Raw genomic sequence first — 26428 nt, 5'->3', positions numbered from 1 at the left:
GAATTAATTGGTTTTTGCAACTGTCCGTGGTTTTTCCATCCAATAGACCAATGCAACGTATAATAGAATGAAGAAATTATGAACGATAATTTGAAGAATGCCGGCTTCTATATCAATCCAAGATAGTAAGAAGTAAATGAGAATTGCAGTTATGCTGTACAATCCAAACTTTCTTAAATTATAAGGAATTGGGTAGTGCTTTTGTCCGAGCATGTAGGAAGCCACCATTTGTGAACCATAAACAATAAAGGTTGCCCAAGCACAGGCCATGTAGCCATAAATTGGAATAAAAATAAAGTTCAATGTTAGTGTTATCGCTGCTCCACCAAGTGCGATGTATGCGCCAAACTTTGTTTGACCACTCAACTTATACCAAATACTTTGATTGATGTAAATACCCGAAAACACGTTGGCCAATAGAAGGATTGGAACAATTTTTAGTCCTTCCCAATAATCAGGATTTGGAATAAAATATTTGAAAATATCGAGGTTTAGCGCAACACCTAAGAAACTTAAGAAAACCGCTCCAACGAAGTAATTCATGACTTTAACGTAGGTTTTATTTCGGTCCTTATTTTTCGCTTGAACAAAGAAAAATGGTTCAGCAGCATAGCGATAAGCTTGTAAAAATATCGTGACTAACATGGCTAATTTATAACTTGCACTGTAAATTCCTACTTGAGATTCTGCAATTTTTAGAGCGGTTTCAGTTGTAAATTCTCCAATATTACTTTGATAGGTGAGGTGTTTTAATAGAATTCTATCCACCGTTTCATTGATGATAAATGCAAACCCTGCCAAGGCAAGTGGGAAACTATATTTAAACATTGACTTTACTAAGGTCGTGTCCCAAATCCATTTCAGGTTTAAAAAGTCGCGGTATAAAAATGCGGGTTTGATGAGTGAAGCTACTAGGTTAGCAATCAGGATAAAGCGAATTCCCACTTCCGGATTTTGTGTTTCTGGTTGAAAAACAAACAGCATTAAGATAAGGTTTAACCCAATGTTTACACCAATTCCGCTTAATTGAATAATGGCGAACTTTTTGGCTTTGTCTTCCGCCCTAAGTTTGGCAAGTGGAAGTGCTGATGTGGCATCAACAACGACAATCAGCGCTAATAAAATGATGTATTCTGGATTATAAGGGAAGAGCATTTTGTCTGCAATCCATCCATTAAAAAGTAAAATTAAGACTAAAAATGCAAGATTGATGACACTGACGCTGAGCATCGAATTTCTAAAAATGCTTTCCTTTTTATTGGGGTGATCCGAAAGGAATTTGAAAAATGCGGTTTCCATCCCGAAGGTTAATAAAACCATCAAGAAAGCAATCCAAGCATAAAGTTCTGAAACCACTCCATAATCGGAAGTGTTAACAAAGACGCTTACATACAAAGGAACGAGCAAGTAATTCAGCAAACGACCAACAATACTTGATAGTCCGTAAACGGCTGTTTGTCCTGCTAATTTCTTTAATGGATTACTCATTTGCGTTTAATATTAACGCTAAGATAATTGGATTCTTTTAAATGGGATAAACTGAAGCTTTTTTTGTGGTTTTGGAATCCTAATTCGATTGGTCTTTGTGCTTTTTTGTTAAAGCAGTTTTAATGATATTTTGCTTTTTAAATAAAGCAAAATGGAAGAGTTACTTTTAGAATTTCAGTCGAGATTGAAATTGTTTGACAGAGCATTAGTTATTGAATTATAAAGTTCAAGAACAAGGCAAACTTTATTTTTTATGCGCTGTTCTGAGTTTACCGAAGTAAAGGCGCTAACAAATGGTTAGTAATTGTTTAAAAAAAATCAGAGTTTTCGGGTTTTCATGGAGATTAGTTTTTGAATTATTTAGCCAATAGCAAGGTGGACTTTATTTTTTTAACGCGCTGTGCTAACAAATGGTTAGCAGCTGTTTTTTAATTAGAGTTCGGCGTTATGTAGATTATATTGTAGTTTTTGAATTATTTTGGCAATAGCAAGGCGGACTTTATTTTTTAAACCGAAGGCGTTAACTAATGGTTAATAACTGTTTAAAAAATAGAGTTCAACGCCGCTATTGCCAAAATAAACAAAAACTACTTGAAGGAAGGTTTACGTTTTTCAATAAAAGCAGTAGTCCCTTCAACAAACTCCTCCGTACCAAAGCAATTTCCAAACTCAGTAATCTCAGTTTCAAAACCATTCACTCCATCAGTGTAATTGGCGTTAACCGCTTTAATTGCAGAAGCGATTGCATCACCAGAATTGTTACAAATCTTGCTTGCGATTTTCTCTGCCAAAGCCATTAAGTCAGCTTGTGCAACAACATGATTTACCAATCCCCAGTTTTGAGCATCATCTGCTGTAATCATTCCTGCTGTTGTAATCATTTCCATTGCTTTTCCACGACCAACCAATTGAGACAAACGTTGTGTTCCTCCGTATCCTGGAATTACGCCCAACGAAACTTCAGGTAAACCTAGTTTAGCGTTTTCTGAAGCAACTCTAATGTGAGAAGCCATGGCCAATTCTAGTCCGCCACCAAGAGCAAAACCATTTACCGCTGCAATAACAGGAGTAGATAGATTTTCAATAAAATCAAACAATTTTTGTTGACCTTCAGCAGCTAATTTTTTACCGTTTTCAGTGTCAAAATCTGCAAATTCTTTAATGTCAGCTCCAGCAACAAAAGCTTTGTCACCACTTCCTGTTAAGATAATTACACGTGTTCCAGCATCTGCATTAGCCGCTTTAAACGCATCGTGCAATTCTTGGATTGTTGCTTTGTTGAGTGCATTCATTTGTTTTGGACGATTCACTGTAATGTAATGAACACGTTCCTTTTGGTCTGTTGTTATATTTTCGTAACTCATAATTCGTTTTTTGTGCTAAAATAAGGAATCGAAATTAATTACGAATGGGGAAATTGCTAATAACAGATTACGAATGTATGATGTGTATGATGGAACGCAGATTTTTATGGATTTCAAAGGAGGTGAATTTTTACACTGCGGTGTTAACAGTTTAGAGCATAGAACAAGAGCATACAGCGTTTCAGAGTGAAAAAGAGAACGAGAATGATGGTTTTAAAGATCAACGTAGTTGAAGGCTTAGCGAACTCAACCACCACCAAATCTTTGCGTTACTTTGCGAAAACTTTGCTATCTCTGCGGTTAAAACAGTTTGGAGTTTAGAGCAAGAGCATACAGCGTTTCAGAGTGAGAAAGAGAACGAGAATGATGGTTTTAACGATCAACGCAGTTGAAAACTTAGCGAACTAAAACCTCTGTTTAACTCTGCGAAAACTTTGCGATCTCCGCGGTTAAAACAGTCTTGAGCAAACACGAGTAAAACTTAGCAAGCTAAAATCTCAGCGGTTAAAAATCATTCCTTAACACAAAACCCACCCTAAAATAACTACTTTTGCTTCTCCAATAAGCAATAATGAAAAACAATATTCACATCCGTAAAATCCAACCTAAAGACAATCCAAAAATTGCTAAAATCATCCGTCAGTCATTGGAGGAATATGATTTAGCTAAACCAGGAACAGTTTACACGGATCCAACAACAGATGCTTTATTTGAATCCTTTGAAAACATCGATAAAAGCGTGTATTTCATTGCCACATTGAATGGTGAAATTATTGGAGGAAGTGGCATATTTCCAACCAATAACCTTCCGGACGGCTATGCTGAATTGGTGAAGATTTACCTCAAAAACGAATACCGAGGAAAGGGAATTGGCAAACAATTGATGAATAAATGCATCGCTTACGCAAAAGAACAAGGCTATACTCATTTGTATTTAGAATCTTTCCCTAGCTTAAAGGAAGCGATAGTTTTGTATGAGAAAATCGGATTTGAAAGAGTAGAAAAACCATTGGGAGATTCCGGGCATTTTGCTTGTGATGTTTGGATGGTTATGGGAATTTAGACCTTGTAAGTGATTTAAAAATCGCTATCAGGGTATCGATAATGTGCTTAAATTACACATATTGCTATTATAATAGCGATAATCTGATTTAATTCCTTATCTTTACTTTTAAATTCTAAGATAAGAAATGGGAGAGTACGGAGATCAAAACACACCCAAAGAAGTAATGCTTCTTTTGGCGAAAAACACCATAGATTTAAGAAAAGAGCAAGGTTTCACTCAGAAGGAGTTGTCCGAAAGATCTGGAGTGGCCTATGCGAGTGTTCGAAAATTTGAAACCACAGGAATTATTTCGCTTGAATCTTTATTGAAAATTTGTAATGCCTTAGGCCGATTGGAAGAATTTGAATCACTGCTGCTTCCAGATGAAATGGAGCGTATGAAGAAATTATTTGATTATTAGTTATGACAACAAAACTCGACGTTTTTTTACAATTTAATAGAGAAGAAGAACTTGTGGGCCAATTGGTTTTGGTGGATAGAAAGATTGTCTTCAAATACAGTGACACTTATTTAAAAACAGGTAATAATCTCTCGCCAAATCAATTGAAATTCAACAACACACCTCAATTCGCGCAACAAAACCCATTCAATGGACTTTTTGGTGTATTCGCTGATTCATTACCAGATGCTTGGGGAAATTTACTCATAAAAAAACGCTTAAGTGCTGATCAAATTGCATATGAATCATTAAACGCATTAGATCATTTGACATTTTCAGGGAAGAATAGTTTAGGAGCACTCATATACAGACCAAGTTCTGGTGAAGAAAATGAGACATTTAGCATTGATTTAGATGTGTTGAATGACAATGTCTCTGATATTCTTTTAGGTGAAAGTAGTGCCGTAATTGATGAGATTTTCGGTAGAGGAGGAAGTCCTGGTGGGGCACGTCCAAAAGTATATGCCGGATATAATCCGAAGACAGATTCTCTTATCAGTGGTGTTGCTATCCTTCCTGATGGTTACGAACATTGGATTATCAAGTTCGCGGCAAATGTAGATCCGAAAGATGTCGCCAATATTGAGGCGGCCTATTATAAAATGGCGTTGGCTTCTGGAATTGAAATGTCTGAAAGTAAAATTTTCATTAGTGAAGAAGGCAATAGCTATTTTGGAACCAAAAGATTCGATCGTCTTGGGAATGATAAACTTCACATGATTTCATCTGCTGGTCTTTTGCATGATGATTATGAGCGCAGTACCTTGGATTATGGAAACTTAATTTTTCAAACTCAAAAGCTTACAAAAAGTAACCAAGCTGTTGAGCAAATGTTTAGAAGAGCGGTATTCAATGTAATGGCACATAACCGTGAGGACCATTCTAAAAACTTTGCTTTCTTGATGGATGATGAAGGGAAATGGTCTCTTGCACCTGCTTATGATTTAACATTTTCTTCTTCATCTCAAGGTTATCATAGCACGGCTTGCGCTAAAAACTATGTAAACCCTGGAAAGAAAGAATTAATGGAATTAGCAGATGTGTTTTCAATAAACAATGCGAAGGAAATAATTGAAGAGGTAAAAAGCGTTGTTAAAGATTGGAGGAAATATGCTGGACTGTCGGGAGTTTCTAACGATTCCATTAAAACTATTGAAAGAAGCATGAAAGTAATTTTTGAGCGGTTTTAAAATGATAAAAGTATAGTGATTTGAAAAACCTAAGGTGAATAATTCCAATCAATATCAAGATTGGATTCCACTTCAATTTTTAAACATTCAGGAGTTTCAAAATTCAAGCTGATCAAAGAATTGATGTTTCGTTTTAATTGTTATGTTTGAGAAAATATGTAAGTTGGGTATGCTTGATTGTGTATATTCACATTTTGTGCTCAAAGGTCAGTCGAAACATAAAGTATGGAAAATTTTCAAATTCACAGATGATTTAGACGACAGGTTATGCTGATCCATAGTGTGTAAATACTTTTAATATTATCGCTTAGCTGTGAATTGCCACCTGAAACTTTACCAACAACTGTTAGAGTGTAGATTTTCTATGGGACACACCCCAGTCAACCATTGCGTCAAGAACTGAGAGAATATTTTTTCCTGATTCGGTCATTTTATATTCAATGCGAACTGGTGTTGAATCATAAACGTTTCTTATAATGACACCATTAAGCTCTAATTCTTTTAACTCCTTAGACAACATTCTAGGTGTAATTTTATCGATATTGGCCTGTATATCTTTGTACCTATGATTACCGTAAAGAATAGAAGCAAGTATAGGTAACTTCCATTTTCCACTTATTACGTTTAAAGTATCATTAATCGCCAAAACGTACTGTACAGGGCATTTTTTTATCTCAGAAATAGTTTGCAAATCACTCATTATCAAAAATTTTAAACTTTAACTATACAAAAGTATAGCGATATTAATTAATAACTTACTATATTTTGTATAGCAAATGTAATACATTTGTATCATTATTAACGATTAAAAGTTTTAAAAAATGATATTAGTAACAGGAGCAACAGGCGAATTTGGTAAACATGCCGTTCAGCAATTAATAGCAAAGGGTGTAAACACCTCTGATATTTCGGTTCTTTCTAGAAGTTTGGAAAAGGCAAACAATTATAAAGCAGATGGAATTACAGTTAAAATAGGAGATTATAGTAACTATGACTCTTTAGTAAAAGCCTTTGAAGGTGTAGATAAATTATTATTTGTCTCGAGTAGTGAAATAGAAGATCGTGCCGCTCAACATCAAAATGTGGTTAAAGCAGCCAAAGCAACTGGAGTAAAGCATATTGTCTATACTTCATTTATGAGAAATCAGGAGAGAGATGATTCTGCTATCGCATTCTTACAGGATTCACATCTAAAAACTGAAAACTGGATAAAAGAAAGTGGTATGACATATACTTTTTTACAGAACGCCACATATATGGACATGTTGCCTATGTTTATAGGAGAACAAGTAATGGAAACAGGCGTTATTATGCAACCTGCACAAAACGGAAAATCCAGTTTAGTATTAAGACAAGAATTGGCAGAAGCAGCAGCAGTAGTATTGACTTCAGACGGGCACGAGAATAAGGAGTATCCATTAGTCAACAATCAAGCAATTACATATAATGAGGTAGCTGAAACAATTGCACAAATAAGTGGCAAAGACATCACCTATCAATCGCCTTCACCAGAAGATTATCAGGCCACACTGAAAACTTATGGTGTTCCTGATGAATATATTGGAATATTCACCGCATTTTCGGTAGCTCAAGCCAATGGTGAATTAGAAATGTCAGACAATTCATTAGAGAAGTTATTGGGAAGAAAACCAACTACAGCTAAAGAATTTTTGACCAAGATATACGCTTAAAATGGAGCGTAAAAAATTTTTAAAGATTGCAGGACTAACAGCTTTAAGTATTCCTATGATATCAGCGTTAAATAAATTAGAAAACATAACGGATTCTTTTGATTCTTCTAAGCGAATGCCAGTCCTTTTTTTAGGACATGGTTCGCCCATGAATGGTATCGAAGACAATGAATTTGTTAGAGCGTTTAAAAAACAAGGGCAGCAATTGGACAAACCCAATGCTGTTATTGTGGTTTCAGCCCATTGGGAAACAAACGGAACTTTTGTCACAGCCATGCAAAATCCAAGAACGATTCATGACTTTGGTGGATTCCCTAAAGAACTTTATGATGTACAATATCCAGCGCCTGGACATCCAAAACTGGCTAAAGAAATTTCAGAATTTATAAACCCATTAGGAAGTGTTCACTTAGATGATAAATGGGGTTTGGATCATGGAGCTTGGACTGTAGTTAAGCATTTATTTCCAGAAGCAGATGTGCCTGTTATTCAGCTTAGCTTGGATTATAATATGACGCCTCAGCAACATTACGAGTTAGCGCAACAATTAAAAAAATTAAGAGATAAAGGCGTGCTTATAGTAGGTAGTGGTAATATGGTTCATAATTTAAGAAAAGTTGATTTTAGAAAAATTAATGAGAACTACGGTTATGATTGGGCAATAGAAGCAGATAGCAAAATGAAGAAATGGATTTTGCAGGGAAATCATCAAAATTTAATTGACTTCAAAAAGCAAGGAGAAGCGTTTAACCTAGCTATTCCAACGTCTGAGCATTATTTGCCTTTATTGTACACATTAGGATTAAGAGACGAAAAGGATAATACCACAATCTTTAACGATAATCCTATAGGTGGTTCACTGACTATGACAAGTGTAAAGTTTGGATAAAAAAGCAAACAATAAGGTATAAATGCAATAACGGTTTGGGTTTAAACTCAAATCGTTTTGCTTTTTAATTCGTATATTTTACTCCAAATGGGAAGTGATTTAATCCCACTACTGCTTTATACTCATGTAATTTTCAATTTATAGTTGAGACAATTCATGAGTAATTCTTGCCGAGTCATAAACCTCACCAATAATGATAGCCGTAGAATTATTCATTTACAAACAACTATTATCATTTACGAATCGCGAATGACCTTATAAATCAAGATGATCAAAGAGTTGATATTTCCTTTTAATTGTTAAATTTGATGGAAAAGATACAGGTTGGATATAGACCATGGTTGATAGCCAATTGTTGTGTACCACTTGTACTCAAAAACTACAATGTAATTAGACGTGAAGTTATACCAAATAGAGCCAGACCTGAGCGATGAAAAGGTCGCATATATAGATGATTGGGAGTTTACTCATTGGCCAAAACCAGAATCAGAAATCATTAAAAATGAAGATGGGTCATTTTCGGTTTCTTTAGAATCGAATTTCGTTCCTTTAGTTCGGCAACTACAAAATTTATTTTCATCAGAAGAAGTACCCTCTGAAGGAACATATCTGGGTGAAGCAGTTTTAATCGGATCTAATACACCGAAAGATTTGATAGAAGGAGACTTTATAAATAGCAGGCGTGGATTGTTTATGAGTAAAAAACTGCTCGGTACTTTTAGAGATCATAAGTTGCCTAAGAATTTATTCTTCGAGGTACCACTCATAAAGAGAAGAAAGAGATTTGATAACTATGGATATCTATTTTTCCCTGATTCTGGAGACGATTGTGAAACAGACGTTCAGTTCGTAAAAGAAAAAAAACACTCAATACTATGTGTATCAGAAAAGTTGAAAGTTGCGATAACAAAAGCAGGACTGGAAGGTTGCAGCTTTGAAGAAATTAAATAAGGTACATAACAACAAATAAACAAAATACCGTCGATAGGGCTCAAGGTTTGCGCTACTTTGCTTATTTTAGGACGTTGTATGCCATGTATAAGGATTCGAATTATTCTCAAAAAATTGGATAAAGTGAACTAATTAGTTAACTTTGTTGGTGTGGTAAGAGAAATAATATTTTTCGGCGACAAGGTTTTAGACTTTTATAGTGTTCAAGAATCTAAAGTTCAAACTAAGATGGAATATGTACTGGACTTGGTTCGGTTCGAACAGAGAGTTCCAAATAAGTTCTTTAAAAAACTTGAAAACACTAATGGTATTTATGAAGTACGGATAATTACTTCGCAAAAAAGTATCAGAATTCTTTGTTTTCAGGATGATGGGAACTTAATAGTTTTGACAAACGGTTTTATAAAGAAGACCCAAAAGACACCTAAAAAGGAAATTAAACTCGCTGAAAAATTGAAGAAAGAATATTTAAAACTAAAGGAAGATGAAAACTAAAACATTAAGTCAGCTTCTTGATGAGAATTACGGACCAAAAGGGACTGAAAAACGAGATCAATATGATGCGGAATCACTTGCTTTTCGCCTTGGGATTATGTTAAAGGAAGCGCGAAAAGAAGCTAAACTCACTCAAGAAGAATTAGCTAAAAGAACAGGTACTAAGAAAAGTTATATTTCTCGGATTGAAAGAGGTCTAAGTGATATCCAAATTTCAACGTATAATAAGTTAATCGAGATAGGTTTAGGTAAAAATCTAAACATTTCGATTGGATGATAGGCATATAAACAAGTAAACAAAATAGGCATAAAGATTATATTTGGGTAGGGGTCTTTGCCTTTTTGCGAACCATTGGCAGCAAGCTAAAATGAAGAACACTCTGACTTTAATATTTACCATTTTGTCCTATTCGGTATTCGGACAGCAACTGCAATTCAACGGACAGTTGGTTGATACAGTTTTTATTAAGTCCCACAGAAGTGTGTATCAATTTGACGATAAGGGAACAACGAAAGGAATAGCAGATATTATCTCATTCACTTTTGACAGTAATCAAAATCAGTACGTAATACACCAATTTTATCGAGACGAATACAGACGGACTTTTAAACCTGACACGATAACTCTTGAGACTAATGTTTACAAATCCGAAATTGGAAAGGAGACCGACTTGAACAAAATTGAATCACTATTGACTGCATTATCAACAAATGTCAGTAATAGGAACTTATTCACGCAAGTTGACACAACAGAACTGAAAGTCTTTATCACTGAAAAACAAATTCGCAAGGTTGCTAAACGGAATGATATTGCATGGCAGTTTAAGAGAAGGTATTCAACTAAAGAGCAAAATGATGAATTCTTTAATAGCTGTAAATCCATGGATACGCTGAAAATCTACCTGAAAGAAAGATTTGACACTTCAGGTTACGTCATCGTTACTGATTATTCAAACATAATCAATATTTGGATATCAACCAGCACGGCAGAGTACAGATTTGAAGGAAAATATCCAAACCCAGTTAAGCAACCTTGGTACAATCATAGTGACACTTCATTGACTCTTGAACAACCCATACTTAATCTCAAGATTAACCAAAGTTTGAGTGAATTACTGCCAAAAAACTTCTTGTTGAAAGAAACCATTTCAAATGAAGCTTTAGTGAATGACTATATAACTTGGTATTTTGAAAGACGAGAAATGAAATATTAAAAATAAAGCCAGAAACCCACAAGTAAGCTTGACAAACACATGGTGAAAACGATTTATTACCTTGTTTTTGAAGATTAACTTGCTGATTTACGCTTTGATATTGAGCGTGCGTTTACAAACGACTATTATCATTTATGAATCGCGAATTACCTTGTAAATCAAAATGATCAAAGAATTGATGTTTCGTTTTAATTGTTAAATTTGGGTTGAAATAAAGATGATATATACGCAATGCGTATAACCAACTGTTATGTGTAATGAACCATGACAAACCAAAATTTTAAAATAGATATTAAAAAGGTCCACTGGATCGATGATGAAATGGGTGCTTTGGACAGATGCGCCCATGGTAATATTAATGTCATTATTGGTAATGAATCAATGATGCAGCGTGACAATTGGTGGAATTTAAGTGCTGCCGGATTACATTTATTAAGAACACTATTCGAAAATCATACTTCCAACCATCAAGTTGGAGATGTTTTAGTGCCATTTGAGGGTCATCATCTTGACCATCATCCTAATTCTAGAGTGCACATTGAAACTGGAGGCGCATACGATTTAGGAAGTAATTGGTGGGTTGAACATGATAATGATAACGTTAGACTGATAACTCCCAATCAAGCTATAACGCTACCCTGGATTGTATATAAAAATGAGGTGTTAAAATTAGTAAATGCAGTTGAATACCTCTTTAATAACAGTGAGGATAGAATATTGCCGGACGATGAATATGATAAAGTAGCATACTTTAAATTTTGGTCTGAATGGCATGAACTGAAAAACAAAGTTGAATTAAAAAATACACATAACACGCAGTAAGCAATATGGCGCACAATTACACTCGAGAAAGCACCACATTCCCTAATGCAGAACGTTAAGTGTATTACTTCCAAAGCACACAAGAATAAAAATTCAAAAATGATGGCAGATAACAATATTTCAATTGATGTAAGAGTTCAAGAGGATTTGGAAACTAACTTGGGCAAAATACAAATACTGAATGCAGAAATTGACATTATTCTAGATGAGATTAAAAATGGATTAGAGAAAAAAAAGAATCTAATTGGCACAAGGAGAGAGAAACCACAAATTAGATATCTAAACTTATTAGAAGACCCTATTCAGTTAAATATCAATTTGAAATGCAAAACATTCCTATTTGTCTTCCGGCAATTTATCTCAAAGTACTTTAGAGCATTATATCAAAGTAAACAAATTCTTGGCTATGAAAAAGTAGCCAATGTGTTGCCAGATTTATCTGTGAATGGCAGTACAAAAAAGATCATCAATCTTTTGAAAGGGACTTATGACTTTGACAAGGATATTATTGATACAATTCAAGAAGGTGGAGATTTCCTAATTATATCGAGACTCCTTAGAAATTCAATAAAAACCTATGCTGTTTTAATTACACATACAGTTTATGAAGGTGAAAATGCCAATTTCTATTTAAATTTCCCGTTGGATGAAGAGACAAAGGACGACACTTTACTATTTGTGAAGGAGAAATTGATTAAAATGGACGAAACTTCAAACTTCACTGTTAAGGTTGGATTTTTTGACAACTGCCAGGTTTATGCTAAAAGATTGTTTGAGATATTAATTGATAAATTAGATAGTAAGGGAGTTTTTTATAACTAAAGTAGTTTACAAAATAAATAAAACGACATGCCAATAACTAAGCATTCGTCGTGCCAATTACGCCTTACGGTTGTGAAGTCGCTTCGCCAAGTCGGCCAACATTTCGAAATGGGAATCGCTGAACTACGAAGTACTCATAGATTGTCCCATCATCTGTAGGAGGATACCGGTTTCGATTGTTTTTCTTTTCCGTATCAATATGTTTTATGTTATTGATGTGTACGAAGAGTTTTGTACTTTAGCTAACGAAGGTTGAGTTCAACAAAACGTATAGAGCATAACACCCTTCGGGATGCTGCGACACCAAACACTAGACTTTAAGGAGATTACTTATGGGACAAATATTTAGTATAATTTTCACATTAATTATTGCAGTTTCCACAACAGCACAGCAAGCCGAGGAATACTTTTCTAGTGGAAATCCGTATTTGAAATATTCATACTGTTCCTTTGAATGCGAATTCAAGTCAACAGATAAAACAATTAGCGCTAGCCTTGACACGTCTTAAAATCGATACAACCATATTGGATCCAGGTTTAATTCTGATTCAACTTATTTCATAGAGCTTTCTCTATTACAAAAGGATAATTTTTCTGTATTTCGAAATAAATTTCAGTTTCAAGGAAGTTATAGTGTTGATAATGATGGTAATATAGAATTGATGGGAGACTCTCCATTCGATAAAAATTTTCTTAAGATAAAAGAGAAAAAAAGTTTAGATCAAGAAATCCCTTGTATCTATTTACGAGGTTATGCATTTAAATTGAATGATCAATTCAGTGTGACCTACAAGGGAAGACTTCATACTTATTGTGATGGACAAGAATCTTTTTGTGACGACTAGAAATAAAGAAATTCTGATTAAATTTAAACTTCATTGAAACTCAGTTTAGCTAACTTATCTTCAAAATAAATGATAGCATCAAACAACATTAAATTAAGACCAATCGAGGCAAAAGACAACGCCAAAGTCTTTAGTTACAGACGAGACGCTGTAACGAATAAATATCAAGGTTTTGTGCCAAAAGCATTGCATGAAGTAGATGCCTTTATCGCTAAAAATCCAACGGAATTCAATCAACCTGAATCTTGGTTTCAATTGGTTATCATTGAAAAAGAATCCAACGAAATTATTGGAGATTTAGGTATACATTTTATTGGAGATGATGGATTTCAATGTGAACTAGGCTGTACATTAAGTAAACAACACCACGGAAAAGGATACGCGACTGAAGCAATGAAAATTACAATTGATTATTTATTTTCTTCACTAAATAAACATAGGATTACAGCTTCGGTTGATCCAAAAAACAGTGCTTCCATCCGACTTTTAGAAAGATTAGGTTTTAGAAAAGAAGCCCATTTTAAAGAAAGCCTTTTTATAAATGGTGAATGGGTGGATGATCTTATTTATGCTTTGTTAAAGCGTGAATGGAAGCAATAAATACACTAAATAGGTAACAAATAGAGCAAGAAGTGGTTGTAATACCCAATACTAGCCCTATCTGTTAACTTCACTGACTTCAATTTGTAACAAATTGAATGGTGATTTGCCCATTTTTTAACTACATTTGAAATTTAAGTATTGTATTATTTCGGAAATTACAGTTTCTAAAGAAAATGAGAATAATCACTTTTTTATCATTTTACTTGATAATATTTACTGGGTTCGCTCAACAGGATTCATTAATTGAAGTAAATATTGAAGATAGTGTACTTACTACTGAATTTGAAGAAAAGAAAGGACGGCTAATTGTACCCGCTAAAAGTTATATTTCTCTAGATGTTTGCTGTGTTGAGCAGTATAATCAAAAGTTAAAGGAGAATTCTTTTTCAACTAGAAATCCTAAAGAGGAAATTCTTAAAGTAACGTGTAAAGAAAATACTCAAGCTATTTCTGTAGCAGATGGAAAGGTGGCCTTAGTTTTAAAAACAGAAGGTGCTTATACAGTTGTAATAAAACATGGTAAATATGGAGCAGTCTATTCCAACTTAGAATCTGTTTCAGTTAAAGAAGGTGAGGATGTAAATGAAAAACAGGACATTGGAGTAGTGAAAACAAAAAACCTAAATACGGTTCTTAACTATGAATTGTATTTCAAAGGAAATAAAATGAAGGTAGCCAACTGGATTAAAATAGATTGAAACCATGTTGAATAGGAAGAAAGCAGGCTATCAAGCATATTAACAAATTAGTGACAAGTTTATGAAAAGAATTTTAACAGTGCTTTTACTTACATTAAACCTAACAATTATTGGACAGTTTGGAATTATTGAGGACAAAGACGGATATGTTAATATTAGAAATTCAGCCAAGAATATCATTGACACCTTATCGAGTGAAGAAATAGTTTACTGCTTTGATTTGGAAGGAGAATGGTTTCGAATTGATTATGATTTAAGTCGGCAAAACAGAAGCGGCTATGTTCATAAATCTCGTGTGAGAATTATTGAAAATTTTGATCCTTTTTATTCTAATCAATTAACTGATACTTCAATAGTTTTCAGTTTGGATTCAATACGTATTCAAATAACAAAAAGAGCATTTAATGCAAAATCAAATAGCTTACAATATCATGAAATAAATGAAGCTGAATATTTAGAAAAAATTAATGGTAAAGAAATCTGGGGGACAGATGGAGAAATTCCAAAAATGAAATATGGAATATTCAGTTTACAGCTAAATAATGAGAAAGTAATCTTACCAACTGATAATTTATTTGAACCCAATTTTGGCTTTACTTCTGCTTTTTATGATGAAAGGAATAATTCAATTTATATTTCTGCATTAAATAGTGATGGTGCTGGGGGCTATTCAGTTTTATGGATTATTGAAAAGGGTGTTTTTAAACAAAGAATTACAACAATTCCATTTTAAATAGTTGGCTATTTATAACACCACATCAACAATTTTCAACTGTTTTTATGTCACGATTTTTCCAAAAAATATGCGCCAAAAAACGTTATTACTCCTCATTTATTACTGTGGGTTGATTCCAAATATTTTCGGGGTCACAGTAATCGCTTCGTTGAAAATTATATTTCTTAATTGATATGCTAATTTGATTTCGGACGCGCATTATCTTTTTTTGAAGATGTAACGAACTATAAGTCGTTAATAATGACAGAGAAAAAGCAATGCTTTTGAAGACCAAGCGTTAGTGCAGGGACCATAGCTTGCGGCGGAGATCACTGGCTTTATCGACTTGTAGGAGTGAAGTCAATAAAAAATATTAAGCGCTAGACTTTTTTGTTTACTTTTTGGGGTGATGCCAAAAAGTAAAAAGCTAATCTTCAAGTAATGCTTGTTTCGAAGTTGAATGCTATTCTTAGGCAATCATAAATCATCCTCCACAATACCCACAATACTCACTCTTCGCATCGTGTTCAAAGTCTATTTCATCATCGTATAAATCACTGATGATTTTGGTTAATGCCTTTCTAAACAAATCCATTAATTCTTCTGTGGTTTCGGTCATTTGATTATTTAAATAGAAAGGTCCATCGTTTAAATTTACCATGGAAATAATTCCAACCTTTTCTGGATAATGCCCAAATTTATCGTGGAAAAGCATGTTATAGACTAACATTTGGAATGCATATTTACTACTTTTCAATTTTTTAATCAGCTCATTTACGATATCCTCTTCTTCTGTTAGTTTTTTTGATACTTTGGTGATTTTCACATCAGCCTCGGTACATTTTCCGGATTTATAGTCAATAATGCGCTTTTTCCCATCAAAATCATCGATTCTGTCAATATACCCAACAAAATTAACCGTCTTTTCCACTCCATGAATGTTGAGTTGTAATGTTGACTTTAATTCCATCTCTAATCCAACGATGAATAAATGACCATCATTGTCTTTTAACGCTTTTCGTTCCTTCTTTAAAAATCGCTCTGTGAGGTGTTGTGCAATTTCCAAACTCAAATAATTCTTACCTTCAATGGATTGATTTTCGTTCAAATTAAAGTGGTCATAAAAGTGTTTTTTCATAACGCCTTTCTGCTTGAGAATCATCTCATCTATATCGATATATGACAAGGATTTGTGGTTGTCGCGTTTATTTCCGTTATCATCAAATTGTGCAAAATCAAGATATAAGGTTTCCAATGTTTCATGGATAAAATTTCCAAAGGTGCTTGCTTCAATTTCTTCTTCAACTTTGTCTTCTTCCCCAAATCCAAGGAGATATTTATAATAGAAATCCATCGGACAACGTAAAGCTGTTTTCATTGCTGAAGCCGATGTTCCCTTCATAAAATATTCATCCAATCTGTTTTTTACGGCTTCCGTTTTTGGAATCGTGAGCACTTCACTTTCTTCTTCTTCATTAGATAAGGTATAGTCAAATGTTTTAAATGCTATTTGTGGATTTACTCTTGACAATTCAAGTTGCAATTGCATGATGTAACGCGAAGGTTCATCTACGCCACCCATATCTCTATCGGCAGAGGAATAGGTAATCCAGCAATTTTCTACATGGTGCAATAAGCGGTAAAAGTGATGCGCAAAAAGTCCTTGTTTTTCCCTTGGCGTTGGCAAATGATGGTACTTTCTTAAATCCATTGGAATAATGGTTTGAACAGGATTGGTGGGCGGCATACTTCCATCGTTTAGTCCCACGACGATCATGTTTTTAAAGTCAATTAAACGTGTTTCTAATAATCCCATAACTTGCAATCCGTCTAGTGGATTTCCATAATATGCGATACTTTCATTGACCCAATGTTGATTAAACAGGGATTTAAATGTTCCTAGTTTTAAATGGGGTTTAAACGTTGTTAAAACAGATTCTAATTTGACTAAAGAACGATCAAAGTGAAAGAGAATAGAACGTTCAATCGCATTTTTATCATTGTTCAATCCTTGGAAAATTTGTTGGTTTAATTCCCTTATTTGGGCTAAAGCATCTATATTGTTATCCGCTTTCCAAGGTTTAAAAAACATTTCCAATAAATCTGTAATTCTTTGACCAAGCGATAATTTCTGCGGATAAATAAAGGTCCAGTTTTTGCTCAAAATGGTCTTTTCCACTTGAGCAATGGCTTTCAATTCTTCTTGGGTGCAATAGCCTGTGATAAAAGGATGTTTGATAAATCGAACAAAGTCCTTATGATAGATTTGTTTTGATTTGAATTGCTGAAAATGCTCTTGCACTGTAAAAATAGTGTCAACCCACGATTTGATCGCCGTGTTTTTTAATGGTAAACCCAGTGTGATATTAGTTTCTCCAACATTCTTGGGTATGTTTTTCATCACCGGAACCACCAATTTTTCATCCGCCAGCAATAACAATGTTTCTGAAAGTTCATGATGCGGAATGTCTTGGTGTAAAATTGTTGCACTGACTTTGGCTTGTCCTGTGGATTGAGCGCAATTAACAATATTGATGTTTTTAGCTTCCGTTTTAATTTTATTGACAACGGTTGGCAATGTTTTTACCTTGAGTTCATGAAATAAATCACGAATAAATCTTCCCGCTTCATGGTTTTTATCGTTGAGATAATATTCGTCAGCATCAACAAAAATGTCCGCTCTCCCCATATTTCGGAGTTGTTTCATAATTGAAATCTCAGCAGGTGACAAGGCGTTGAATCCCGCAAAAATGAATTTCCTTTCTTTATCTTCGTTAAAAACAGTATCAATATTAGTTGCTAAATTACGATAGGCTTTCCCCATGTACAATTCACCATCTTTTGCCAGTTTTTTGTTGAATTCGATATAATAATCAGATAATAAATCCCAGAAACGCATAAATCGTTGTTGTCCCTCAGTGAGTTCTTCCTCACTATTGAAGCTCCAATTCTCTATGTCTTTGATGTCGGCCAAATTCCTAAACAAATCTTTACTGTCAATGAGGTAGCGATCCATTTCATCAAAATCACTGAGTAATGTTTTCCCCCATTTAAAAAACTCATCCAAAGTTTGAGGTTCTTCAAGATCCACCTTTAAGTGAACGTCGTATAATTTGAACAAAGCATGGGTAGGCTCAATAATTGGAAGTGGAGACAATTCCTGCACCCAACGATTCATCGTAATAATTTTCGGAGAGAAAATCGGTTTTCCGAAAGTACTAAATAAAGCCCTTTGCAAGTATTTTTTTGCCCTTTGTGAAGGTAAAACTATAGTGAGATGTTCAAGGGGTAATTCTTTTTCAAAAATGTGCTGTGCAATACGGTCGATAAAATAACTCATGGTGTGTTCTGGAATTTTACCGAAAAATAAGGATTTCTAAATAATTATGAACGAAAAACTAAAAATGAAAGATTAGAGGAATTGATTTTAGAATTATCGAAATAATACGTAACTTGGGTTTTTTATGTCTTGAATTCAATGAAGAATGAAAAACGAAGAATGAAAAATGTGCGTCAACCCTATTTTTCATTTTTCACTTATCATTTTTCATTCATTATTAACAAAAAGCTATGAAAACATTACTAAAATTTTTACTACTATCATTCCTCTTTCTACTTGCATTATTTGCGTGTAAAAAAGAACAACCCGAAATTTTAAACGCAGAAGACCCTTGTGATTGTGCAAGTGAGGTGAGTGCGGATTTTGTGATTGAGGAATATACTGGACCAATTTCAAATATTTATGTTGAAACAGATACCAGTTTGCATGATAGTAATGTTCAATTTAGAGCCTTAGAAGATAACGCTGAATATACTTGGTATATCGGAATTGAGGAATTTGACACAAAAAGTATTAGTCGATATTTTTCAGACCAATGGATAGGTCATGATATTCCTATTACTTTGGTGGTGAAAAAAGAACCAAATAAAACTTGTTTGCCGAATGACGATGGTTATGATTCAATAACCAAAACTTTTCATGTGTCTAAATATCCAATATATAATGGAACATGGGGAAATATTGAACACGGAGGGCTAGAAGGTGTTTATAAAGTTTTTGGAGATGGTCTGTCAGACAGCATTGAAGTAACAATTAACTTTAGAGATTATTTTGGCGTTAGAACTACAGATATTGGAAATCCAGATGGCAGTGGTGTGAATTGTGAATTGCAAAACACAAGTAAAGGTGTTGAATATTGGTCTTATAGAACTCTACTAACAGAATGGTTTACTAGCGAGGATTTTTGCAAAAGTGTAGGTGTAAAAATTCTCAACAAAATGGATGGAGTTAGTGTTCTTGACTTTAGATCAAGTGTTATAGAAGCTAATGGAGATGTAACTAAAAAAGAGTGGCAATACAAAGGAAGAAAATTATATTAATATGAGAAAACTAACATTTTTATTACTTACAACAGCATTTTTATTCACCGCATGCGATAAAAACAAACGTGCTTCCAAACACCTTATGAAAGCAGGCAACTGGGAAGTGAAAGAACTTTCTGTTGATGGCGTGAGTCAAACCTTAATTCCCACATGGGAAATCAAAGACTGTGATATTTACGAAACAGTCTGTGAAGGTACTTGGACGAGTGACACTACGCAAAGTCGGTTCTATTGGCAGTTTAACGATAAAGCCCAAACATTCACCATTTCTCGTGTTGTAGCCCCTGAAGATTGCGAAGATTTTTACACCGAAGAAGTAGAGCAACAAACCTTTAAATTCAGCGGAGAATACGATGTAACCAAAAACAAGCGTAAATCCAAAACATTTGAAAGCTATAACACCCTTGGTTTCGAAGGTCAAAAAGCGGTGATACGTGTGGAGAAAGGTTGAGAATGAAGAATGAAAAAGGTGCGTCAACACAATTTTTCATTTATCATTTTTCATTTATATTTCTTCACTCTTCATTTAAACCTACGCAAACCTCCCAATCTCAATAATTTTTTTCTCGATCAATTTTTGTGCTATTTGAACAGTATTTGTCGCTGCTCCTTTTCTTAAATTATCTGCAACAACCCACATGTTTAAAGTATTGTCTTGACTTTCATCTCTTCTTAATCGGCCAACATAAACATCATTTTTTCCTTTAGCATACAAAGGCATAGGGTAGGTGTTCGTTTCAGGATTGTCTTGTAAAGTGATGGCTGGATTTTCATGGTAAGCCTTGCGAATTTCGGTTAAATCGAAATCTTTTTCAAAATTCACATTCAACGCTTCTGAATGCCCACCTTGTACAGGTACACGCACTGCAGTTGCCGTTACCGCAATTTTATTATCCAAAATTTTCTTGGTTTCATTCACCAATTTCATTTCTTCTTTAGTATAGCCATTGTCCATGAAAATATCACAATGAGGTAAAACATTTTGATCAATCGGATAAGGATAAACCATTTCTCCGTTGATACCTTCACGCTCATTTTCCATTTGTTTCACCGCTTGAGCTCCAGTTCCAGATATTGATTGGTAAGTAGAAACAACTACGCGTTTGATAGTGTACATTTCATGCAATGGAGCCAGTGCTATTAACATTTGAATCGTAGAGCAATTCGGATTTGCAATAATGTAATCATCTGCTGTTAATTCATCTCCATTGATTTCAGGAATAATTAGTTTCTTGTCCTCATCCATTCTAAAGGCTGAAGAATTATCAATGACCCTACATTTAATTGCTGCAAATTTTGGAGCCCATTCTAAAGAAATTGATCCACCAGCAGAAAAAAGTGCTACCTCGGGTTTCATCTCAAGCGCCTTTTCTAGATCTACTACTGTGTGTTCTTGACCTCCAAAAGTAATTTTTGTTCCAGCCGACTTTTTAGATGCTACAGGGATTAATTCTGTTATTGGTAGGTTCATTTCTGCTACTACTTTTAGCATCTCTTGACCCACCATTCCTGTTACTCCAACAATTGCAAGTTTCATATTTTTTCTGTTTTTTACAAAAGTAAGGATTTTCCATTCTTTTAAAACAGAATCAGTGAATGGAATACGCTTACCCCGGATTCTTAAAACTAAATGAAACGCATCTAAATAAATGAATATACAATGTTTAAGGTCTTAAAATACAAGATTGGTGAATAAAGCGGGTTATATTTGTAATACATTTTGTAGATTGCACTACTGAATAAATTTAATTATGAAACATTTAATTCTGCTTTTTTCTGCTTTCTCTGTTTTGTTTTCTTGGGGACAAACCTCTGACAATTTTGATGATGGAGATTTCACCAATAATCCTACGTGGACTGGAGATGGAATTGATTTTATTGTCAACGGAAACAATGCTTTACAATTGGATGCTGGAGCTGCCGGAACAAGTTATTTATCGACACCACATAACCTTTCTCAACTTGAAGACCGCGAATGGCGCTTTAACTTGAACTATGATTTTTCCCCTTCGGCAAGTAATAATGGCGAAACATTTTTAACATCAACAGATGCCGATTTATCAACAGATCCTGATGGAATATTCCTTCAAATTGGAGAAAATGGAAGCAGCGACCCTATTTATTTGATAGAACGTGTTGGAGGAACAGAAACGACCATTTTAACGAGTTCTGCTGGTTTGGTTTCAGGAGATTTTGATATGGCAGTTAAGGTAATTTATCATGCCAACAACGACTGGGAATTGTTCGTTGACATGACGGGTGGAACAGCGTATCAATTAGAAGGATCTGCAAATTATACAGCTAATATTTTAGGGCAGCATATTGGTGTAAACCTTGAATATTCTGCAACACGTGCCGATAAATTTGCTTTTGATAATATTTATGTTGGGGCAATTCAAGTGGATAACACACCGCCAAATTTAATGAGTGTTGCGGCAATCTCTGCTACGGAATTAACAGTGACTTTTGATGAAGGAATTGATCAAATTTCGGGTGAAGACCTTAATAATTACACAGTAGATAATGGAATCGGATCGCCAAATAATGTTCAGCAAGACGCAAGTAATTTTTCACAGTTTATACTTACATTTTCTACACCTTTTAATGTAGGAGATGTCTATACGTTGACGAGTGAAAATGTAGAAGATATTTCTGGAAATGCCATGGGGCAACAAACAGAAACATTCCAATATGTTGTAGCCCAAATACCTGAATTTGGAGACATTATTATCAATGAATTTTTAGCAGACGAATCGCCAGTTGTTGGTTTGGCAGAAGTAGAATACATTGAACTATACAATAGAAGTCAGAAATATTTCCATTTAGAAAATTGGCAATTGAGTGACAATAATTCGACAGGTACAATTCAAGATGCTTGGTTGTTGCCAGGAGAATACCTTGTTTTGGTGCCAACGAGCGGTTTAACGGATTATCCACAAGGTGTTGGAGTTACAAGTTGGGCTTCTCTAAACAATGCAGGCGATGATATTGAGTTAAAAACAGAGAATGGAATAATTGTAGATAAATTAACCTACACTAATGCTTGGTATCAAGATGAAAACAAAGAAGACGGGGGATGGAGTATTGAAAGAATAAACCCTGAATTACCATGTTCTTCAGCTGATAATTGGATGGCTTCTGTAGATCTAAATGGTGGAACGCCAGGAACCCAAAACAGTGTGTACAGTAACGCTCCTGATCAAGACGCTCCAATAGTGGTAGGGTTTGAAACAGAATTACCGAATCGTTTAAAACTGTTCTTTTCTGAAGGGTTAGATTCCTTGAGTATTGAAAATGCTAGTTTTTCATCTAATCCTTCTTTAACAATTGCTACACGAATTGTAGATGAAAAATATCCAAGTGAAGTGATTTTTGAATTTGTGGAAGCATTGGTTCCTGGAGAATTATATTCCTATGACTTGATTGGTTTTTCAGATTGTTCCGGAAATTCAAATGATTACAGTGGATCTTTTGTTTTACCACAAACACCTGAAAAAGGAGATTTAATCATCAATGAAATCTTGTTTAATCCACTAACTGGAGGAGCAGACTTTGTTGAAATTTACAATAAATCAGATAAATTCATTGACTTGTTGGATTGGGAATTAGCAAAGTTTGATGACGATACTGTTGCAAGTCAAAAAGCTGTTGAACAATCTTATGTTTTAAGTCCAGATGATTATGTGGTGTTAACAACTGACACTACTTTTCAAATTATGAATTATCCTTTTGCGATACCGGGTAAATTTATCGAAATGTCGAGTTTACCAAGTTACAACAATGATTCTTCAACTGTTTATTTGATATATGATGATACTGTAATGGACAAAGTAGCGTATACCGATGAATGGCACTTTTCGTTAATAAATGATGATAAAGGTGTGAGTTTAGAGCGTTTTTCTGCAGAAGAGGAGTCAAATTCGGCTGCAAATTGGCACAGTGCAAGTGAAACAGTTGGATTTGCTACGCCAGGAAGAGTGAACTCTCAAAACATCAATCCGAATCAAGAAGGCGGAACATTGAGTTTGTCTTCAAAATCATTCTCTCCAGATGGAGATGGATTTGAGGATGCGCTTTTATTGACCTATGAAGTTTCTTCACCTGATTTAATGGGTGATATAGTGATATATGACGACAAAGGTAGAATGATTAAAGAAGTCTTTAAAAATCACTTACTAGGAAATGAAGGTACAGTAAAATGGGAGGGAACCCGCGAAGATGGAACAAAAGCTTCAATCGGACCTTACATTATTATGTTTGAAATCTTCGACTTAGAATCAAGTAAGATTGAAACGATAAAAAAGGTGGTGACATTGGCTGGGCGATTGTAGGGCCTATCATTTTTTGGGTAGATTACTCTTTTCAATAATGTAAAGGGGTCTATCCATAATATTCGTATTTATTCTACTTACATATGCTCCGATGACACCAATGGAAATCAGCTGAATTCCTCCAATAAACATTGTGCTAATGATCAAAGAAGTCCATCCTGTTATTGTGTTGCCAAGAATAAAATGCGAATAAAAAGCATAAAGTATTATGATGAAAGAAACCATAGAAAAGAAAAAACCGAGTTTCGTTACAAACTGTAATGGTTTGTCTGAAAAGCTAGTAATTCCATCCATTGCAAAGCGAAACATTTTACTGATTGAATAACCTGTTTTACCATACTTTCGTTTATCTCTGTTAAATAAAACTTCAGTTTGATTAAATCCTAGCCATGCAATTTGTCCACGCAAAAATTTGTTTTTCTCCGGCATTTGCTTGAGGTAGTCTACCACTTTCCTATCAATTAATCTAAAATCACCAGTATCAACAGGAATATCTACAGAGGTGATTCGTTTGAGTATACGGTAGAAAAGTTTTGCAGTGACCAATTTAAAAACACTTTCTCCTTTACGCTTTTTACGTTTAGCATAAACAACTTCATATCCTTCTTTGTATTTTGAATGAAGTTCTGGAATGACTTCTGGTGGATCTTGTAAATCTCCATCGATAATGGCTACACAATCACCTTTCGATGCATCTAGACCTGCAGTAACTGCTATTTGATGACCAAAGTTTCGACTGAAGTTGATATAATAAACACGATGGTCTTTTTCTGTTAACTTAATCAATTCGAATAATGAATTATCTCTACTTCCGTCATTAACGAAAATAAGTTCATAGTTTTCAGAAATTTTTAAAGCGGCATTTTGTAAGCGTTCATATAGCTCAGGAATAATTTCCTCTTCGTTATATATTGGTACAATAATCGAAATTACAGGTTGCTCAGTCTTTAGATCCATAAATAATATGTGTTTTAATATATCCTTGGGTTTCTAACACTTCATGATTGTAATTTTCTTCAATATTTTTATTGATGTCGATTTGATTTGTAATTACGACGTCCCCTGCAGATAAATTTTTCCAATCCTTAAACTTAAGATTTATTGATTGATTATTAAGAATGTTGACGTAAAATAACAAATGTGCATTATAGCCATGGTAAACTATTGACTTGTTATTTAAATCATGCTCCCCATCTACAGCTTCTTGTAGGTAATTGCTAAGTGAATAAAACTCTTCATCCCAAAGCTCTTCAGTTCCACGATTGATTCGGTTGAATGTTGTGTGGTATGGAATTGCACAAACAATAACAAAGAATAAGATAGGAAGTACTTTAGAAGTTATTTTGTTTGTATTGGATAATGTAGATTTAAGTAGCGTGTAAACTCGATATATTGGAATAGCAGCTAAGATAGCCATGAAAGGATACATTGGAATATCATACCATTCAAGTTTAGTTCGTGCTCCTGAAATAATTAAGAAATAAGTCATTGTAAGAAGCGTTAAGAATAATGTTAAGCGTTTGATCAGTTGATCTTTACTTAATAACCCAAATAGTATTCCGAATGGTACGAGCATATACCAGTTTTCAAAACGATAACTTGTTAAATTCTTTAGGTAATACCAGAATCCATGTTGATGGTTCTCAATGACCTCTAAGTATCTTCCTCCAAGTTCATTTTGATAAACAGCTTCTAGGTAGCCCGGATTATTTAATTCTCTTATTCCGTAATAACTAGCTATCATTCCACAAAATAGAAGTGCTCCACCATAGAAGTGCTTGCTTTTTAAAAGAGGTAGTACTTGTTTTTGAGATAAAGCATATAGGAAAAATGCTGGTAGAAAAAGTAATCCTGAGATACTTTTTGACAGCACTGCTAGGGCGAGAATCAGAAATAACCAATATAGATGTTTGAATTTTTTACTCTCGCAAATATTGAAAAACAATAAAGCACTTAATGTTGTAAAGAGTGTAAGTAATGCATCGTAGTCTCCATTTCTAGCGGAATGATATCCAACAAATCCTTGAGAAGTAATAAGAACGATGATAGCAATAAAACCTAATGTTGAGTAGGATAATTTCTTTTTGCTGAAGTGAAAAATAATGCAACATGTAATAAATGCTGAAATAGCCGAAGGGAGTCTAACAGCCCATTCATTTGTACCAATCAATTTCATGAATAATACCTGAAGCCAAATTAACAATGGAGGCTTGGTATTCCACATATCAGGAGAACCTTCATAATGAGTTACGATATAGTCATTATTATGAAGCATTTCATAGGCATTAATGGCTAATCTTGACTCATCCCAAATTCGAATTGGAAGGGTTCCTAGGTATGAAAATAAAGGTATCGTAACAATGATACCTAAGAGTAGGTATTGTAGATAGGTTTGATTTTTGGAGTTAAATTTCAAATCACT

24 protein-coding genes are annotated in these 26428 nt (G+C 34.3%); 17 read left to right on the top strand and 7 right to left on the bottom strand.

Annotated elements, in window-relative coordinates; genetic code table 11:
* Positions 1 to 3: 3 nt before the first annotated feature.
* The gene (locus tag DXU93_RS09360) at positions 4 to 1488 is read right to left on the bottom strand and encodes an oligosaccharide flippase family protein (protein WP_116881021.1); all 1485 of its coding nucleotides are present in this window, start codon (positions 1486 to 1488) and stop codon (positions 4 to 6) included.
* A 587-nt stretch (positions 1489 to 2075) separates the two neighbouring features.
* Positions 2076 to 2852 (bottom strand): enoyl-CoA hydratase/isomerase family protein, encoded by a 777-nt coding sequence (locus DXU93_RS09355; RefSeq protein WP_116881020.1) that lies wholly within the window; start codon positions 2850 to 2852, stop codon positions 2076 to 2078.
* Positions 2853 to 3423: 571 nt separating this feature from the next.
* Between DXU93_RS09355 and DXU93_RS09350 the strand changes: the two genes are divergently transcribed.
* The 3 genes from DXU93_RS09350 (at position 3424) to DXU93_RS09340 (ending at position 5547) form a co-directional block, all read left to right on the top strand.
* Complete coding sequence (locus DXU93_RS09350) at positions 3424 to 3915, top strand: GNAT family N-acetyltransferase (protein ID WP_116881019.1); 492 nt, start codon at positions 3424 to 3426, stop codon at positions 3913 to 3915.
* Positions 3916 to 4042: 127 nt separating this feature from the next.
* Complete coding sequence (locus DXU93_RS09345) at positions 4043 to 4318, top strand: helix-turn-helix domain-containing protein (RefSeq protein WP_116881018.1); 276 nt, start codon at positions 4043 to 4045, stop codon at positions 4316 to 4318.
* Between the two features lie 2 nt (positions 4319 to 4320).
* Positions 4321 to 5547: a type II toxin-antitoxin system HipA family toxin gene (locus DXU93_RS09340; RefSeq protein WP_116881017.1), complete on the top strand. Its 1227-nt coding sequence runs from the start codon at positions 4321 to 4323 to the stop codon at positions 5545 to 5547.
* Positions 5548 to 5893: 346 nt separating this feature from the next.
* Here DXU93_RS09340 and DXU93_RS09335 read toward each other — a convergent pair whose 3' ends face one another.
* Positions 5894 to 6247, bottom strand: coding sequence for a winged helix-turn-helix transcriptional regulator (locus DXU93_RS09335; RefSeq protein ID WP_165851377.1), 354 nt, complete (start codon positions 6245 to 6247; stop codon positions 5894 to 5896).
* Between the two features lie 121 nt (positions 6248 to 6368).
* Here DXU93_RS09335 and DXU93_RS09330 point away from each other — a divergent pair, with 121 nt between their 5' ends.
* The 11 genes from DXU93_RS09330 to DXU93_RS09275 all read left to right on the top strand — a co-directional run bounded on the left by DXU93_RS09330 (position 6369) and on the right by DXU93_RS09275 (position 15310).
* Positions 6369 to 7238, top strand: a complete 870-nt coding sequence (locus DXU93_RS09330; RefSeq protein ID WP_116881015.1) for an SDR family oxidoreductase — start codon at positions 6369 to 6371, stop codon at positions 7236 to 7238.
* Between the two features lies 1 nt (position 7239).
* Complete coding sequence (ygiD, locus tag DXU93_RS09325; RefSeq protein WP_205679251.1) at positions 7240 to 8127, top strand: 4,5-DOPA-extradiol-dioxygenase; 888 nt, start codon at positions 7240 to 7242, stop codon at positions 8125 to 8127.
* Between the two features lie 396 nt (positions 8128 to 8523).
* Complete coding sequence (locus tag DXU93_RS09320; RefSeq protein WP_116881014.1) at positions 8524 to 9078, top strand: hypothetical protein; 555 nt, start codon at positions 8524 to 8526, stop codon at positions 9076 to 9078.
* A gap of 150 nt (positions 9079 to 9228) precedes the next feature.
* Positions 9229 to 9573, top strand: a complete 345-nt coding sequence (locus DXU93_RS09315) for a type II toxin-antitoxin system RelE/ParE family toxin (protein ID WP_116881013.1) — start codon at positions 9229 to 9231, stop codon at positions 9571 to 9573.
* Complete coding sequence (locus DXU93_RS09310; protein ID WP_116881012.1) at positions 9563 to 9850, top strand: helix-turn-helix domain-containing protein; 288 nt, start codon at positions 9563 to 9565, stop codon at positions 9848 to 9850. The genes DXU93_RS09315 and DXU93_RS09310 overlap by 11 nt, the downstream gene beginning before the upstream one ends.
* Before the next feature lie 91 nt (positions 9851 to 9941).
* Positions 9942 to 10787: a hypothetical protein gene (locus DXU93_RS09305; RefSeq protein ID WP_116881011.1), complete on the top strand. Its 846-nt coding sequence runs from the start codon at positions 9942 to 9944 to the stop codon at positions 10785 to 10787.
* A gap of 264 nt (positions 10788 to 11051) precedes the next feature.
* Complete coding sequence (locus DXU93_RS09300; RefSeq protein ID WP_116881010.1) at positions 11052 to 11609, top strand: hypothetical protein; 558 nt, start codon at positions 11052 to 11054, stop codon at positions 11607 to 11609.
* Positions 11610 to 11708: 99 nt separating this feature from the next.
* Positions 11709 to 12431: a hypothetical protein gene (locus DXU93_RS09295; protein ID WP_123776101.1), complete on the top strand. Its 723-nt coding sequence runs from the start codon at positions 11709 to 11711 to the stop codon at positions 12429 to 12431.
* A 914-nt stretch (positions 12432 to 13345) separates the two neighbouring features.
* Positions 13346 to 13876 (top strand): GNAT family N-acetyltransferase, encoded by a 531-nt coding sequence (locus DXU93_RS09285; RefSeq protein WP_116881007.1) that lies wholly within the window; start codon positions 13346 to 13348, stop codon positions 13874 to 13876.
* A 176-nt stretch (positions 13877 to 14052) separates the two neighbouring features.
* The gene (locus DXU93_RS09280; protein WP_116881006.1) at positions 14053 to 14577 is read left to right on the top strand and encodes a M23 family metallopeptidase; all 525 of its coding nucleotides are present in this window, start codon (positions 14053 to 14055) and stop codon (positions 14575 to 14577) included.
* 61 nt (positions 14578 to 14638) lie between these two features.
* Complete coding sequence (locus DXU93_RS09275) at positions 14639 to 15310, top strand: hypothetical protein (protein ID WP_116881005.1); 672 nt, start codon at positions 14639 to 14641, stop codon at positions 15308 to 15310.
* A gap of 466 nt (positions 15311 to 15776) precedes the next feature.
* Here DXU93_RS09275 and DXU93_RS09270 read toward each other — a convergent pair whose 3' ends face one another.
* The gene (locus DXU93_RS09270) at positions 15777 to 18632 is read right to left on the bottom strand and encodes a PD-(D/E)XK nuclease family protein (protein WP_116881004.1); all 2856 of its coding nucleotides are present in this window, start codon (positions 18630 to 18632) and stop codon (positions 15777 to 15779) included.
* A gap of 230 nt (positions 18633 to 18862) precedes the next feature.
* On the opposite strand from DXU93_RS09270, the gene DXU93_RS09265 reads away from it, so the two are divergent.
* Positions 18863 to 19672: a hypothetical protein gene (locus DXU93_RS09265; RefSeq protein ID WP_116881003.1), complete on the top strand. Its 810-nt coding sequence runs from the start codon at positions 18863 to 18865 to the stop codon at positions 19670 to 19672.
* 1 nt (position 19673) lies between these two features.
* The gene (locus DXU93_RS09260; protein WP_116881002.1) at positions 19674 to 20126 is read left to right on the top strand and encodes a hypothetical protein; all 453 of its coding nucleotides are present in this window, start codon (positions 19674 to 19676) and stop codon (positions 20124 to 20126) included.
* An 81-nt stretch (positions 20127 to 20207) separates the two neighbouring features.
* Here DXU93_RS09260 and DXU93_RS09255 read toward each other — a convergent pair whose 3' ends face one another.
* A complete protein-coding gene (locus DXU93_RS09255; RefSeq protein ID WP_116881001.1) occupies positions 20208 to 21212 on the bottom strand; it encodes an aspartate-semialdehyde dehydrogenase in 1005 nt (334 codons plus the stop codon).
* A gap of 214 nt (positions 21213 to 21426) precedes the next feature.
* Between DXU93_RS09255 and DXU93_RS09250 the strand changes: the two genes are divergently transcribed.
* Positions 21427 to 24006: a lamin tail domain-containing protein gene (locus DXU93_RS09250; protein WP_116881000.1), complete on the top strand. Its 2580-nt coding sequence runs from the start codon at positions 21427 to 21429 to the stop codon at positions 24004 to 24006.
* A gap of 6 nt (positions 24007 to 24012) precedes the next feature.
* Here DXU93_RS09250 and DXU93_RS09245 read toward each other — a convergent pair whose 3' ends face one another.
* Both DXU93_RS09245 and DXU93_RS09240 read right to left on the bottom strand, forming a co-directional pair.
* Positions 24013 to 24963: a glycosyltransferase family 2 protein gene (locus tag DXU93_RS09245; protein WP_116880999.1), complete on the bottom strand. Its 951-nt coding sequence runs from the start codon at positions 24961 to 24963 to the stop codon at positions 24013 to 24015.
* Positions 24947 to 26422 (bottom strand): ArnT family glycosyltransferase, encoded by a 1476-nt coding sequence (locus tag DXU93_RS09240; protein ID WP_116880998.1) that lies wholly within the window; start codon positions 26420 to 26422, stop codon positions 24947 to 24949. Before DXU93_RS09240 ends, DXU93_RS09245 begins: the two co-directional genes overlap by 17 nt.
* Between the last annotated feature and the right edge of the window lie 6 nt (positions 26423 to 26428).

The organism is Brumimicrobium aurantiacum, from assembly GCF_003402975.1.
In the GTDB taxonomy this organism is placed as follows: domain Bacteria; phylum Bacteroidota; class Bacteroidia; order Flavobacteriales_D; family Crocinitomicaceae; genus Brumimicrobium; species Brumimicrobium aurantiacum.
This window is presented reverse-complemented; position numbering and strand designations above follow the sequence as displayed.

Excerpts from the sequence above, each read along its gene's own strand:
- DXU93_RS09360 (WP_116881021.1), bottom strand. The coding sequence starts at position 1,488 with ATGAGTAATCCATTAAAGAAATTAGCAGGACAAACAGCCGTTTACGGA.
- DXU93_RS09355 (WP_116881020.1), bottom strand. The coding sequence starts at position 2,852 with ATGAGTTACGAAAATATAACAACAGACCAAAAGGAACGTGTTCATTAC.
- DXU93_RS09350 (WP_116881019.1), top strand. The coding sequence starts at position 3,424 with ATGAAAAACAATATTCACATCCGTAAAATCCAACCTAAAGACAATCCA.
- DXU93_RS09345 (WP_116881018.1), top strand. The coding sequence starts at position 4,043 with ATGGGAGAGTACGGAGATCAAAACACACCCAAAGAAGTAATGCTTCTT.
- DXU93_RS09340 (WP_116881017.1), top strand. The coding sequence starts at position 4,321 with ATGACAACAAAACTCGACGTTTTTTTACAATTTAATAGAGAAGAAGAA.
- DXU93_RS09335 (WP_165851377.1), bottom strand. The coding sequence starts at position 6,247 with ATGAGTGATTTGCAAACTATTTCTGAGATAAAAAAATGCCCTGTACAG.
- DXU93_RS09330 (WP_116881015.1), top strand. The coding sequence starts at position 6,369 with ATGATATTAGTAACAGGAGCAACAGGCGAATTTGGTAAACATGCCGTT.
- ygiD (WP_205679251.1), top strand. The coding sequence starts at position 7,240 with ATGGAGCGTAAAAAATTTTTAAAGATTGCAGGACTAACAGCTTTAAGT.
- DXU93_RS09310 (WP_116881012.1), top strand. The coding sequence starts at position 9,563 with ATGAAAACTAAAACATTAAGTCAGCTTCTTGATGAGAATTACGGACCA.
- DXU93_RS09305 (WP_116881011.1), top strand. The coding sequence starts at position 9,942 with ATGAAGAACACTCTGACTTTAATATTTACCATTTTGTCCTATTCGGTA.
- DXU93_RS09300 (WP_116881010.1), top strand. The coding sequence starts at position 11,052 with ATGACAAACCAAAATTTTAAAATAGATATTAAAAAGGTCCACTGGATC.
- DXU93_RS09295 (WP_123776101.1), top strand. The coding sequence starts at position 11,709 with ATGATGGCAGATAACAATATTTCAATTGATGTAAGAGTTCAAGAGGAT.
- DXU93_RS09285 (WP_116881007.1), top strand. The coding sequence starts at position 13,346 with ATGATAGCATCAAACAACATTAAATTAAGACCAATCGAGGCAAAAGAC.
- DXU93_RS09280 (WP_116881006.1), top strand. The coding sequence starts at position 14,053 with ATGAGAATAATCACTTTTTTATCATTTTACTTGATAATATTTACTGGG.
- DXU93_RS09275 (WP_116881005.1), top strand. The coding sequence starts at position 14,639 with ATGAAAAGAATTTTAACAGTGCTTTTACTTACATTAAACCTAACAATT.
- DXU93_RS09270 (WP_116881004.1), bottom strand. The coding sequence starts at position 18,632 with ATGAGTTATTTTATCGACCGTATTGCACAGCACATTTTTGAAAAAGAA.
- DXU93_RS09265 (WP_116881003.1), top strand. The coding sequence starts at position 18,863 with ATGAAAACATTACTAAAATTTTTACTACTATCATTCCTCTTTCTACTT.
- DXU93_RS09260 (WP_116881002.1), top strand. The coding sequence starts at position 19,674 with ATGAGAAAACTAACATTTTTATTACTTACAACAGCATTTTTATTCACC.
- DXU93_RS09255 (WP_116881001.1), bottom strand. The coding sequence starts at position 21,212 with ATGAAACTTGCAATTGTTGGAGTAACAGGAATGGTGGGTCAAGAGATG.
- DXU93_RS09250 (WP_116881000.1), top strand. The coding sequence starts at position 21,427 with ATGAAACATTTAATTCTGCTTTTTTCTGCTTTCTCTGTTTTGTTTTCT.
- DXU93_RS09245 (WP_116880999.1), bottom strand. The coding sequence starts at position 24,963 with ATGGATCTAAAGACTGAGCAACCTGTAATTTCGATTATTGTACCAATA.